The following is a 12,277-nucleotide window of genomic DNA, read 5'->3' on the forward strand; positions in this document are numbered from 1 at the left end:
GCCGCCTCCTTTCAGCGCTGCCCGCGGGCCCCGCGCCACGCCGCCGCGGCTGCCACGAAGTTGGGCGCCCAGCACGCCACGGCCGGCGCGAAAATGTGGGTATAGGCGCCCCATGTGTTCCCACTGACGACGCCGTCTCCAGCTTGTTTCCCCTTGGCTGCCGGCTCGCCCGTGCCGCTCCCGCGGGAAAGCTCCAGCGCCGGCAGGGGCGCGCCCGCCTCGCGCGCGCAGCGCGAATAGTGAAACTCATGGCCGCGCAGCACGAGCCCCACGGGAAAGAAGGGATTTGCGGCCCTGACCGTCCCCTCCACATAGCCGAGGCCCTGCGGCCTGGGCGTCCACACGGCGCGGAGGGGCAAGACGCCCCCGAGCGGCCAGAACGTGCCGTCCCGCTCCATGCCGCGCGAGAGCAGGATGAGGCCGCCGCACTCCGCATAGACGGGAAGGCCGGCGCGGGCGAGGGCCGCTACGCGCGCAAGCAGCGGCGAGCCGGAAAGTTGCGGCAGGTAATCCTCGGGAAAGCCGCCGCCGAGATAGAGGCCGTCCAGCGTGTCCCACAGGGGCGCCTCGCTCTCCGGCGCGTCCACCAAGGCCAGTGGCACGAGCTCTGCGCCGGCATCGGTGAGCGCGGCGAGGTTTTCGGGATAGTAGAACCAGAAGGCCGCGTCGCGCGCATAGCCGATGCGCGGGCGGATTTTTGGGGATTCCGGGGCGCCGGCCGGGGCCCCGGAGGGGCCTGAAATGTGAGGCGCCATCGCGCACCGCGAAGCTGTTTCCCCCGCGTTTTCGGCCTCCACGCCGGGCAGCGGCGGCGCGCCCCGTGCCGCAGCCAGCACCGCGTCCACATCCACATGCGCGCGCACGAGTGTCGCGAGCTCATCCAGAAGCGCATCGGCTTCCGCGCTGAGGCTGCCCCCGGTGCTGGTGATGCCCATGTGCCGTTCGGGGAGTGGGTCGCGCCCAAGGCGCGGCAGGGCGCCGAGCACGGGGAGCTCGAGATGGGCCTCCACCATGCGCCGGAGCGCGGCCTCGTGCCGGGGCGAGCCCACGCGGTTGAACACCACCCCGCAAAAGCGCAAGCCGGGCTCGAAACCTATAAGGCCCGACAACAACGCGACCGCGGTGCGCGTCATCTTGGCGGCATTGAGGCAGAGCAGCAGCGGGCAGTCGAGGATGCGCGCGAGCCGCGCCGTGGAACAGGAGCCGGCCGTATCCAGCCCGTCATAGAGGCCGCGGTTGCCCTCGATGAGGCCCAGGCGGGGCGCGCCGGCTGGCGCGGACGCAGTGCCCGCAGCTTCCCCCCCTGCTTCCATGGACCGCGCGAAGAGCCGGACGAGCTCCGGCCCGTCGAGAAAAAAGGGGTCGAGATTGGTGGCCGGCGTGCCCCCCGCGCCTTCGGCGGCCCGGCCGAGCCACGCCGCGTCGATATAGTCCGGCCCCTTCTTGAAGGACTTGACGGAAAGCCCCACCCCGCAAATGGCCCGCGCGAGCCCGAGGCAGAGGAGGGTCTTGCCGCCGCCGCCGGACGCGGCGCTCACGCAGAGGCGCGGGAAGCGCGTGGGGCCGGCCTTTTTCGGCGGCGTGGCATCCATGCGGCCGCCTTGCCTAATGCTTGAAGGACCGCTGGCCGGTGAAGACCATGGCCACCTGCGGGACGGCCTCGTTGCAGGCCATGATGACCTCGGCGTCGCGCAGGGAGCCGCCGGGCTGGGCGATGGCGGTGACGCCCTGGGCGATGGCCACATCCACGCCGTCGCGGAAGGGGAAGAAGCCGTCCGACACGAGGCGCGAGCCGGGGAGCCCCCCGCGCGCCTCGCGGGTGCGCGTGCGGATGTCAGTGAGCTTTTCCTCAAGGGCCGGATCGCCGGCGGCCTTTTGCTCAAGCTCGTAGAGCGAGAGGCCGCATTCGCGGAAGGCGAGGCTGTCCGCATACTTGGTCATGGCCTTGTGGATGGTGAGCTCCACGCAGCCCACGCGGTCCTGCTCGCCGGTGCCGATGGCGACCGTCGCGCCGTCGCGGGCGAAAATGACCGAGTTGGAAGTGACGCCCGCCTCCACCGCCCAGGCGAAGCGCAGGTCGGAAAGCTCCTTGTGGTCGGGCGCGCGCGCCACGACCTCCACGCCGTCCTTGGTGCGCGCCGTGGCCGGCAGGAAGTCCGCATCCGTGAGGATGCGGTTCTGGAAGGATTTCTGGACGATGATGCCGCCGTCGGCGAGGCTCTTGATGTCGAGCCACGCCGAGCCCGTGAGCTCCTCAAGGCGCCCGAGGCCCGGCAGCTCCATGATGCGCAGGTTCTTGCGGCCCTTGAGGATGTCCACGGCGCCCTCCTCGAAGGCCGGCGCGGCCACCACCTCGAAGTAGCTGGCCGCGATGGTCTCGGCGGCGGCCTTGGTGAGCGGCCGGTTGACCACCACCGCGCCGCCGAAAGCCGCAATGCGGTCGCTCCAGTAGGCGCGGGTGACGGCCTCGGCCACGCCGCCCTCGCCCTCCGCCACCCAGGCCGCGCCGCAGGGGTTGTTGTGCTTGAGAATGACCGCGGCCGGGCGCTCGGTGAGGTATTGCAGGATGTTGGCGCCGTTGTCCACGTCCGTGAGGTTGGTCTTGCCGGGATGCTTGCCGGCCTGGATCATCTGCGCCTCGTCCATGCGCGAGACGATGCCGTGCTTTGGGCCGCGCCAGGAAAGGCCGCCGAGCGTGGGCGAGCCTTCCTTCAGGGCGTAAAGGGCGGCGGGCTGGTCCGGGTTTTCGCCGTAGCGCAGGCCCTTTTCCTCGTTATCGAGGGCCCATGTGCGCTTTTCATAGACCAGGCGCTCGTCGCCGAGGAGGATGGTCATGGTGTCCGGGAAGGCATCCTTGCGGATGGTGGAATACATGGCTTTGAGGTCGGGCATGGTGGGTCTCCGTGCGCTGGGCGCGGCGTGGGGAGGGGCCGCGCGGGAAGGCGCCACCCTAGCACGAAAGCCGGCGGGGCGCCAGCGGGCGCGTTGACGAGCCCCGCGCGAACCTCTACAAGAAGGCGACGGGAAGGCCACACAAGGGGAGGTGCCCGGCGCATGGAAAAACTTTTGCTCAAGCTCGCGCGGCAGCTGGACGCCCTGGACGAAGCCTCGCTCATGTCGCTCTGGAGCAAGTACGCCACCCTGACGAGCCGTTTCGAGCCCACGAAGCGCTGGGAGGAGGGGGCGCTGGTTTTTTCGCTCATCCAGGCCAAGCGCTGGAAAAACCAGCTCTTCAACTATTGCTGGCGCGAGCAGCGGCGGCCGCCCGAAGATCGCGGGGGTGCACGGGGGCAGGCCCGTGGCGGCGCGCAGCCCGGGGCGGCGCCCGCGCCCGCGCCGGAAGGCCCCGCGCCCGCGGACTTCGTGCTGGAGCGTGACGAAACGCCCGCGGCCCCGCCCTGCCGGGTGCTGAGCTTCCGCCCGCTCAGGGGGGACAAGGGCGCCGAAGGCCCCAAGGACCGCTGAGGCCGGGTCTGCACAGGGGGAGCAATGCAGTTTGCCTGGTTTTGCATTGGCGCCCTGCCTGTGCCGCTTGGTTAATGCCGAAATCATCCGTCAAAAACAGCCTCTTCGCTGCTTGCTGCGTCAGAGAAAAATTTCCTCGGTCGAGTACTTAAGTACACTCCCTTCGGAAATTTTTATCTTCCTTGCAAGCACCGAAGAATCTTATTTTTTAGGATTCTTCCGACACCAGCACCCGTCTTCCGCTTCGGTCCAGACGGAATGAAGGAAGGGCGGACAACTTCACTGCAGTCCATCTCTCCCCAAGCGCCCCGCCCGGCCCCCGCACTGTTGCTGAAGCGGGCAAAATCCGCTAGGCTGCCCGGGACAGGTTGTGGGTTCTCCCTTGCAAGAATGGACGGCGCCGCGCCGTCGCCAACCCCGCACGGGCCTCGCCATGCAAACGTCTTTCACGCGCCGCCAGGGCGCCCCCAATACCATGCTCATCGTGGATGACGACGAGCTGAACCGCGACATCCTCTCCATGATCTTCGAGGCCGAGCACGCCATCCTTCAGGCCGAGAACGGCCAGCAGGGCCTCGACCTGCTCGCCGGCCACGAGGCCGAGGTCTGCGCCATCCTCCTCGATGTGATGATGCCGGTCATGGACGGCATGGCCATGCTGGAGCGGCTGGCCGAACGCCATGTGCCCGAGCGCATCCCGGTCTTCCTCATCACCGGCGAGAGCGACAGCGAGGTCATCAAGCAGGCCTACGACCTCGGGGTCATGGATGTCATCTCCAAGCCCATCACGCCGCCCATCGTGCTTCGGCGCGTCAATTCGGTCATGGAGCTCTTCGCCGCGCGCAACCACCTCGCCGACGTGGTGGCCGAGCAGACCGAGGAACTGCGCGAGCAGAACCAGCAGCTCCAGAACCTCAACATGGGCATGATCGAGGCCCTGGCCACGGCCACGGAGTTCCGCAGCGGGGAGTCCGGCGAGCATGTGCGCCGCATCCATGACATCACGCGCCTGCTGCTCGAGGAGACCCCCCTGCGCGAGCAGTTTTCCAAGGAGGAGATCCGCCAGATCGCGCTCGCGGCCATCCTGCACGACGTGGGCAAGATCTCCGTGCCGGACGCCATCCTCAACAAGCCCGCAAGGCTCACGCCCGAAGAGTTCGCCACCATGCAGCGGCACACGGTGAGCGGCGACGAGATGCTGACCCAGATCCCGCAGCTCAAGGGCCTGCCCTTCTACGATTACGCGAGGCTCATCGCGCGCCACCACCACGAGCGCTGGGACGGCAAGGGCTACCCCGACGGCCTCGCCGGGGACGACATCCCCATCTACGCGCAGATCGTGGGCGTGGCCGACGTGTACGACGCCCTGGTGAGCCAGCGCGTCTACAAGCCGCCCTTCGAGCACATGGACGCGGTGGACATGATCGTCAACGGCCGCTGCGGGGCCTTCAACCCCGTGCTCATGGAATATTTCCGCGACATCGCGCCCGCCATCCGCGACCTGTATGCGCGCGGCGCGCATACGCACACCCATACACAGACCCAGACAAGGTGAACGTTCATGGATGCGACTCGCAAGGAGCGGCTCAAGGCCGCGGGGATCAATGTGGACGGCGCGCTCGAGCGCTTCATGGGCAATGCCGGCATGCTCGAGCGCTATTTCGGCCGCTTTCTCGAGGAAAAGAGCTATGCGGCCCTGGCCGCGGCAGTGGCCGCTGACGACGCGGCTGCCGCCGCCGCGGCCGTGCACACGCTCAAGAGCGTCTGCGGCAGCATCGGCTGCGACCACATGCAGGCGCTGGCCGTAGCCCAGGAGGCCAAGATGCGCGCGGGCGACTGGCCCGGCGCCAAGGACATGATGCCCGAGCTTCAGGAAGAATACGACCGCGTCTGCGCCGTGCTCCGGGGCTGAACTTGACGCATAGCCATCCCCGGGCCTCCGCGCCCCTGCGCAAGTGGCTTCTGCCCTTTCTCTATTGCGTCACCGTGGCCTATATGGCCTTCACCGCCCTTGCGCTGCACCGCCTGGGCGCCATCACCGACCTGCTCTACCAGTATCCGTTCATCGTTTCGGGCGAGGCCACGCAACTGCGCACGCGCCTTGGTGAGCTCAGCCGCTCGCTCCCGCTCTTCGTGGGGCGCCCCGGCGTGGGCGCGGCCGAGATCAACTCCTTCCTGGCCGGGCAGGCGCGCGTCGGCGACGAGGCCATCGCGCGCATCCGCGACAAGTTCCGCGGCAACGAGAGCCAGCTCACCGCGCTTGTGGAGGCGCTTGCGGAATTGCGCCACGTGCGCCGCGACTTCGTGGCCGCCAGTGTGGGCAAGGACGACCCCGAGGAGGTGGAGCGCGACTACGCCCGCATCGTGCTGCCGCGCTTCCGCATGGTGGACACCATCCTCCGGGAGATCACCGCCGGCGCCGAGGCGCGCGCCCTGGCCCTCGTGGAGGACATGAACCGCATCCGCAATGCTGCTGTTCTCGTCACCTTCGTGGTGGGCGTGATGATCCTTTTGCTCATCATGTACACCCACCGCCTCGAAAGCGCGCGCATGGCCGAGGTGGCCTACCAGGAGCGGCTCTTCCGGCTGCTCGGCGAGAATATCGACGAGGTCTTCCTCATTGCGGACGGCGCGGGCGCCCTCGACTATGTGAGCGTCAACAGCGGGCGCATCCTCGGCATCCCGGCCGCCGAATTGCGGGAGGAGCCGGAGCGGCTCTACGGCCTCTTCGAGGCGCCCGTGGCCGAGTGGCTCAAGGGGCTGGTGCTCCAGTTCCACAGCCGCCACCCCTCGGAGCAGGATGTCACCCTCTACCCCGGGGAAGACGCGGCCATGGAGCTCAGGCTCCCCTCGGGCGGCCGCTTCTTCAAGGTGCGCGTCTATCCCATCTGGGTGGGCGACACCTTCCAGCGCACCATCCTCGTGCTCAACGACCAGACCGAGGCCATCCGAAGCCGGCAGGCGCTCAACGACGCGCTCCAGAACGCGCGCGCGGCCAATTCCGCCAAGAGCAGCTTCCTCTCGCACATGAGCCACGAGATCCGCACGCCCATGAACGCCATCATCGGCATGACCACCATCGCGCTCAGCCACATGGACAACCCCGCGCGCGTGGAGGACTGCCTCGGCAAGATCGCGCTCTCGTCGCGCCACCTGCTGGGCCTGATCAACGATGTGCTCGACATGGCCAAGATCGAGGAAGGCAAGCTCTCCATCAACCGCGAGCCCTTCGACCTCAAGGAGTCGCTGCGCTCGCTCGCCACCCTCGTCATGCCGCAGGTGGAGGCGCGCGGCCTCAATTTCGACATCCTCGTGCACGACGAAGTGCCCGAACACCTTGTGGGCGACGCGCTCAGGCTCAACCAGATCCTCCTCAACCTGCTGTCCAACTCCATCAAGTTCACGCCGTCCGGCGGCACGGTGGCGCTCACGGTGTGCGAGGTCATGGCCCGCGACACGTCGGTGCGCCTCCAGTTCGTCGTGCGCGACACGGGCATCGGCATGAACCGCGAGGCCCTTGAGCGCCTGTACCGGCCCTTCGAGCAGGCCTCGGCGGCGACGGCGGCCCGCTTCGGCGGCACGGGCCTCGGCATGGCCATCACGCAGAACCTCATCACCCTGCTCGGCGGCACCATCCAGGTGGAGAGCGAGGAGGGCAAGGGCACGGAATTCACCGTGGAGCTGCCCTTCCGCGTGGCGGAAGGCGCCGCCGAGGGCGAGCGCTGCGAGCTCGGCCCCTTGCGCGTGCTGGTGGTGGACGACGACCAGGGCACCTGCGAGCACGCCGACCTTTTGCTCGACAAGATGGGCATGACCGTGAGCTGGACGCTCAACGGAAACGACGCCCTGCGCGTGCTCCACGAGGCGCATGACAAGGGCGAGGACTTCGACATCTGCGTCATCGACTGGAAAATGCCGGAGATGGACGGCAAGGAGCTGGCCCGCCGCATCCGCGCGGAGATCGGGGCCTCGCACATCATCCTCATTCTCGCCTCGGCCTACGATTACAGCGTCATCGAGGAGGAGGCCCGCGCCGTGGGCGTGGACGCCTTCATCCCCAAGCCCTTCTTCGCCTCCAGCCTTTACCACACCCTGTGCACGGTGACGCGCCGCGCGGCCGCGCGCGGGGACGCCCCCCAGGCTCTTGCCGGGGAGGCGCAGGCGGCCGTAGCCCCCGCCGGAGACGCCACCCGGCAGACAGCGCCGGCCCCCGGTCCGGCCCCGGAGGCGCCCGCGGAAAAGGGCGGCATGGGCCGCTTCGATTTCAGCGATTGCCGCCTCCTGCTCGCCGAGGACAACGAGTTCAACCAGGAAATCGCCTGCGAATTTCTCGACATGGTGGGCGCCACGGTGGACGTGGCCGCCAACGGCCGCGAGGCCGTGGAGAAGTTCCAGGCTTCGGCGCCGGGCACCTATGCCTGCATCCTCATGGACGTGCAGATGCCCGAGATGGACGGCCACGAGGCCACCCGCGCCATCCGCGCGCTCCCCCGGCCGGACGCGCAGACCGTCCCCATCCTCGCCATGACGGCCAACGCCTTTGACGACGATGTGACCGCGGCGCTCGCCGCCGGCATGGACGGCCACCTCGCCAAGCCGCTGGACGTGCAGGCCATGTACCGGCTCATGGAAGAAAAGATCCGCGGCGGCAGGAGGCCGGCCCCGGAGACGGCGGCATGAGCGGCCCGGAAGGCGTGGCTGGAACCGCGCCCGAGGTGCTGCTCGCGTATGTGACCGTGCCGGACGAGGCCGGCGACGGCGAGGCGGCCTTCGCCCTGGCCAGGCTTCTGGTGGAACGCGGGCTTGCCGCGGGCGTCAACGTGGTGGACGGCGCGCGCTCGGTCTACCGCTGGCAGGGCGAGGTTCGCGAGGCGCGGGAGCGCATCCTGTTCGCGCAGGTGGCGGCCCCGGCCTTCGAGGCTTTTTGCGCGGCGGTCGCGGCGGCGCATCCGCATGTGGTGCCCTGCGTGCTCGGGCTGCCTGTGGCGGCCGGGCACGCGCCCTTCGTGCGCTGGATCGGCGGGAACAGCACAGGCCCCAAGCCCTGAACGTCCCGGGAAGCGCCGGGGTATCCCCAAAGCATTGCAACAGGCGGTGCGTGGCCGCCCAACACATCAGCGAGGCATCCATGTCCATCTATGTTTCCGGCTCCCTGGCCTTTGACCGCATCATGACCTTTCCCGGCAACTTTCAGGATCACATCCTCATGGACAAGCTGCACATGCTCAATGTGAGCTTCATGGTGGATCGCATGGAGGAGCGCAACGGCGGCTGTGCCGGCAATATCGCCTATTCGCTGGCCCTGCTCGGCGAGAAGCCGGTCATCGTGTCCTCGGCGGGCCGCGATTTCGACGCCTATGCCGCGCGCCTGCGGGAACTCGGCCTGCCGCTGGACGGCATCCGCCGCGACCCGGCCGTGTTCACGGCGCTCTGCTACATCACCACGGACATGAACAGCAACCAGATCACGGGCTTCTATCCCGGCGCCATGAACGTGCCCTCCGACTACAGCTTCCCGGATCTGGACGCGGACAAGGACATCGCCATCATCTCGCCCGGCAATGTGGAGGACATGTGCCGCCTGCCCGCCTTTTTCCGCGAGCACGGCGTGCCCTATATCTTCGACCCGGGCCAGCAGCTCCCCGTGCTCTCGGGCAGCGACCTCCGGGCGGCCATCGAGGGCTCCTTCGCCTGCATCACCAATGATTACGAACTGAACATGATCTGCAAGGCCACGGGCATGAGCGAGGACGAACTGCTCGGCCGCACCCTGTGGCTCGTGACCACCCTCGGCGCCGCGGGCTGCCGCGTGCGCGGCGCGGACGGCACGGACGTGCGCGTGGCCTCGGTGCCCGTGGAGCGCGTGGTGGACCCCACGGGCGCGGGCGATGCCCAGCGCGCGGGCCTCATCAAGGGGCTGGCCGCCGGGCTTGCCATGCCCGAGGCCGCGCGCCTCGGCTCCGTGAGCGCGAGCTTCGCCATCGAGCGCATGGGTACGCAGGAGCACCGCTACACGCCGCGCGAGTTCCAAAAGCGCTATGAGGCGGCTTTCGGCGCGTGGCCCGCGGAGCTCATCGTCGCCTGGTAGGGCCACGCTTCAGGAGTGGGCGAGGCGCGATTCCAGTTCCGGGTCTAGGGCCACCTCGCGCGTGGCGAAGATCTTGTCCATGCGCACCGTGCCGGGCGCGGCCCCGCGCAGGGGGCGCACATGGCGCGCCTCGGCATAGAGGATGCGCGCGCTCGCCGCGTCGCGCCGCCAGCTCTTGCTGGCCGCAAGGCATCCGGCCTGTTCCAGCGTGCGCTCCGGCACCTCCTGCCCGGCATGGGCGCGCCGGATGAGCACATGCGCGCCCGGGGCGCCCTCGGCGTGCAGCCAGATGTCCCCGGGCGCGGCCTTGCGCAAGAGGGCCTGGTTGCCCCGGGCGTCGCGGCCGCGCAAAAGCAAAAAGCCGTCCTCACTGACAAAGGCCTGCACCCGCTTGGGCAGTTCGCGCGGGAGGATTCGCGCCGCCACAGGAGCGGCGGGGGCGGTGGCACCCTCGCCAGCGGCAGCGGGGAGCGCCTCGCCCCCCTCGCCAAGAGCCTGCCTCAGGTTTTCAGCCTCCTCCAGCAGGGCCGCGCGCCGGGGTTCAAGCATTTCGAGCCCGCGCTTGCCCCGCTTGGCGGCATGGAAGAGCCGCTCCATATTGGCGCGGATGTCATGGCGCGCGTCCAGCCGGATGCGGCGCGGCTCGCCGTCCCCGCCCGTTTCGTCCGGCACTTCCACCCATTCGGCGCGCGCGTCCGCCTGCCAGCGCCAGAGGTTTGCCGAGAGCGCCAGCGCGTCCGCCTGCCGGCTCGTCATGGCCTTGAGCCGCCGCTCCTCCTCGTCGAGTTTTTCCAGCAGCTTCCCCACCTTGCGCAAACGCCGGTGCACGGGCTTCGCGCGCTCGGCCTCGCCGGCCTCGGCGAGGCGCCCCAGCACCAGCGAGGCTGCCGCCCGCTCGGTGAGGGCGAGCACATCTTCGCCCGCCTCCTCAACCAATCCTTTTCCGAGTTCGGGAGGCAGGGGCCACGCCGAGACCGCGAGCACGGGCGCGGAGCCCGTTTCGCCGGCCCCGGCGTCCGTGTACAGGAACACGTCCCCGCCGCCGGCGCGCAGGTCCTCCATGAGCGCCCACTGGTCGGGTTCTTCCATGTGCGCGAGGCTGCGGCGCAGGGCCGGGGTGAGTACGGGCCAGTCCCGCCAGTGGCCGAGCGCGTCCTGAAGCTGCGCGGGGCCGGGCCATTGCGGCGCGTCCGGCACGGGTGGCAGGGGGAAGGCGGAGGCGGCGCGTTCGTCGCCTTCCGGCGGCTGGAAGTGGAGGCTCGCGCCCTCGCGCAGGTCGAGCAAAAGCCAGAGGGCAAAGCCGGCCGGGAGCGCGCCGCCTTCCTTTTCCGGGTTGCCGGCAAGCAGGAGCCAGAGCCGGCGCTGCCAGAATTGCGCCACCATGGCCGCGATGCGCCGCCCCACCGCATACTTGCGCAGGCGCATGACGGCGGCCGGGGGCGCGGCCCCGGCCGTGAGGCGGGAGGCCGCGAAAAAGCAGAACGGCTCCTTGCGGTCATGGCGCAGGCAGAACTGGCGCTTTTGCCCGTTGCCGTAGAGGCTCAGGACAAGCAGGCCCGGGCCGGCCTCCTGCAGTTTCTCGATGCGGTTCCCGAGGAGCCGCGGCTCGGCTGCCTCGCAAAAGCGGCGGAAGAGATGGGCGTCCATGGCGCCAGTCTAGCGCGGCGCCGCCCGGGGAACAAGGCGCGGGAACGCTGCCGGGTGCGCCCGGAGGCTTTACAGGCGCCCGCGGGACGGCATAGGCTCTGTCCATGCTGTCCGCTCCCCCTCCTTCCGCCCCCGCCGTTCCCGTGGGCCTGCTCCGCTGCGCAAGCTATGAGGCGCCCGTGGTGCGCGAGGCGGTGTTCCGCGTGCTGGACGCCTCGGGCCTGGCCGTAGCCCCGGGCGGCCGCGTGCTCGTCAAGCCCAATCTGCTCATGGCCAAGCCGCTCGCCTGCACGCATCCGCAGGTGGTGGCCGCGGCCTGCGCATGGCTGCTCGGGCATGGCGCCCGCGTGGAGGTGGCGGATTCGCCGGGCTTTGGCCGCGCCGTCTCCGTGGCCGAGGCCATCGGCCTCACCGCGGCCTTGCGGCCCCTGGGCCTCGCCGTGGCGCCCCGTGACAGGGCCGCGCGCGTGGAGCTCAAACTGCCGGACGGGACACGGCTACCCTTCCGGGTCTCGCGCCGGGCGCTGGAGGCCGACCTTGTGCTCTCCGCGGCCAAGGTCAAGGCGCACAGCCAGATGGAACTGACGCTCGCGGTCAAGAACTGCTTCGGCTGCGTGCCGGGCCTGCGCAAGGCGCTCGTGCATGCGCGCGAGGGGCGCGAGCCGGCGCTCTTTGCCGACGCCCTGGCCGCGCTCTGGGCGGCGCTGCCCCCGGTGGCGGCGCTTGCCGACGGCGTCACGGCCATGCACGTCACCGGGCCTTCCCGGGGCGAGCCCTTCGCCCTCGGCCTCGTGGGCGCGAGCGTATCCGCGCCCGCGCTGGATACGGCCCTGCGCGAGCTTTTGGGCGCGCCGATACCACCGCTGGAAGCGGCCCTCGGGCGTCGCGCCGCGGCCGGGGACGCGGCCGCCCGGCCGGAAGCCGCCTATCCACTCCTAAGCCCTGGCGAGTGCCGCGTGAAGGGCTTCATCGTGCCCGCCACGCTCAAGCACACATCCTTCAGGCCCGGACGCCTCGTCAAGAGCCTCTGCCGCCGCGTCTGGGCGGTGTTGCGGGGGTGAAGGGCGCAGCTCCCAA

10 protein-coding genes are annotated in these 12,277 nt (G+C 69.7%); 7 read left to right on the forward strand and 3 right to left on the reverse strand.

All coding sequences use genetic code 11. From position 1 onward, the window contains the following. Positions 1-11: 11 nt before the first annotated feature. Both G7Y54_RS06700 and G7Y54_RS06705 read right to left on the reverse strand, forming a co-directional pair. On the reverse strand, positions 12-1,592 hold the full coding sequence (locus G7Y54_RS06700; RefSeq protein ID WP_165078522.1) for a cobyrinate a,c-diamide synthase: 1,581 nt from the start codon (positions 1,590-1,592) through the stop codon (positions 12-14). Positions 1,593-1,605: 13 nt separating this feature from the next. After that, positions 1,606-2,892 carry an IMP cyclohydrolase gene (locus G7Y54_RS06705; RefSeq protein WP_165078523.1) on the reverse strand — a complete coding sequence of 429 codons (1,287 nt, stop codon included), beginning with the start codon at positions 2,890-2,892 and terminating at the stop codon, positions 1,606-1,608. Between the two features lie 162 nt (positions 2,893-3,054). On the opposite strand from G7Y54_RS06705, the gene G7Y54_RS06710 reads away from it, so the two are divergent. The 6 genes from G7Y54_RS06710 (at position 3,055) to G7Y54_RS06735 (ending at position 9,553) form a co-directional block, all read left to right on the forward strand. Then, the gene (locus G7Y54_RS06710; RefSeq protein WP_165078524.1) at positions 3,055-3,465 is read left to right on the forward strand and encodes a hypothetical protein; all 411 of its coding nucleotides are present in this window, start codon (positions 3,055-3,057) and stop codon (positions 3,463-3,465) included. A 433-nt stretch (positions 3,466-3,898) separates the two neighbouring features. Then, complete coding sequence (locus tag G7Y54_RS06715; protein ID WP_165078525.1) at positions 3,899-5,020, forward strand: HD domain-containing phosphohydrolase; 1,122 nt, start codon at positions 3,899-3,901, stop codon at positions 5,018-5,020. A gap of 6 nt (positions 5,021-5,026) precedes the next feature. Further along, positions 5,027-5,377 (forward strand): Hpt domain-containing protein, encoded by a 351-nt coding sequence (locus G7Y54_RS06720; protein ID WP_165078526.1) that lies wholly within the window; start codon positions 5,027-5,029, stop codon positions 5,375-5,377. A 2-nt stretch (positions 5,378-5,379) separates the two neighbouring features. Next, positions 5,380-8,145 (forward strand): response regulator, encoded by a 2,766-nt coding sequence (locus tag G7Y54_RS06725; RefSeq protein ID WP_165078527.1) that lies wholly within the window; start codon positions 5,380-5,382, stop codon positions 8,143-8,145. Next, entirely contained in the window at positions 8,142-8,513 is a 372-nt protein-coding gene (gene cutA / locus G7Y54_RS06730; RefSeq protein ID WP_165078528.1) for a divalent cation tolerance protein CutA, read from the forward strand. The genes G7Y54_RS06725 and cutA overlap by 4 nt, the downstream gene beginning before the upstream one ends. 80 nt (positions 8,514-8,593) lie before the next feature. Further along, positions 8,594-9,553, forward strand: coding sequence for a carbohydrate kinase family protein (locus G7Y54_RS06735; protein ID WP_165078529.1), 960 nt, complete (start codon positions 8,594-8,596; stop codon positions 9,551-9,553). A gap of 9 nt (positions 9,554-9,562) precedes the next feature. On the opposite strand, the gene G7Y54_RS06740 is transcribed toward G7Y54_RS06735, so the two are convergent. Continuing rightward, complete coding sequence (locus G7Y54_RS06740; protein ID WP_165078530.1) at positions 9,563-11,200, reverse strand: NFACT RNA binding domain-containing protein; 1,638 nt, start codon at positions 11,198-11,200, stop codon at positions 9,563-9,565. Positions 11,201-11,304: 104 nt separating this feature from the next. Between G7Y54_RS06740 and G7Y54_RS06745 the strand changes: the two genes are divergently transcribed. Then, on the forward strand, positions 11,305-12,261 hold the full coding sequence (locus tag G7Y54_RS06745; protein ID WP_165078531.1) for a DUF362 domain-containing protein: 957 nt from the start codon (positions 11,305-11,307) through the stop codon (positions 12,259-12,261). Positions 12,262-12,277: the final 16 nt, after the last annotated feature.

The organism is Desulfovibrio sp. ZJ746 (genome assembly GCF_011039155.1).
Lineage (GTDB): Bacteria > Desulfobacterota > Desulfovibrionia > Desulfovibrionales > Desulfovibrionaceae > Desulfovibrio.

Bases quoted from the DNA above. Each gene is read 5' to 3' on its own strand.
- G7Y54_RS06700 (WP_165078522.1), bottom strand. From the start codon at position 1,592: ATGGATGCCACGCCGCCGAAAAAGGCCGGCCCCACGCGCTTCCCGCGC.
- G7Y54_RS06705 (WP_165078523.1), bottom strand. From the start codon at position 2,892: ATGCCCGACCTCAAAGCCATGTATTCCACCATCCGCAAGGATGCCTTC.
- G7Y54_RS06710 (WP_165078524.1), top strand. From the start codon at position 3,055: ATGGAAAAACTTTTGCTCAAGCTCGCGCGGCAGCTGGACGCCCTGGAC.
- G7Y54_RS06715 (WP_165078525.1), top strand. From the start codon at position 3,899: ATGCAAACGTCTTTCACGCGCCGCCAGGGCGCCCCCAATACCATGCTC.
- G7Y54_RS06720 (WP_165078526.1), top strand. From the start codon at position 5,027: ATGGATGCGACTCGCAAGGAGCGGCTCAAGGCCGCGGGGATCAATGTG.
- cutA (WP_165078528.1), top strand. From the start codon at position 8,142: ATGAGCGGCCCGGAAGGCGTGGCTGGAACCGCGCCCGAGGTGCTGCTC.
- G7Y54_RS06735 (WP_165078529.1), top strand. From the start codon at position 8,594: ATGTCCATCTATGTTTCCGGCTCCCTGGCCTTTGACCGCATCATGACC.
- G7Y54_RS06740 (WP_165078530.1), bottom strand. From the start codon at position 11,200: ATGGACGCCCATCTCTTCCGCCGCTTTTGCGAGGCAGCCGAGCCGCGG.
- G7Y54_RS06745 (WP_165078531.1), top strand. From the start codon at position 11,305: ATGCTGTCCGCTCCCCCTCCTTCCGCCCCCGCCGTTCCCGTGGGCCTG.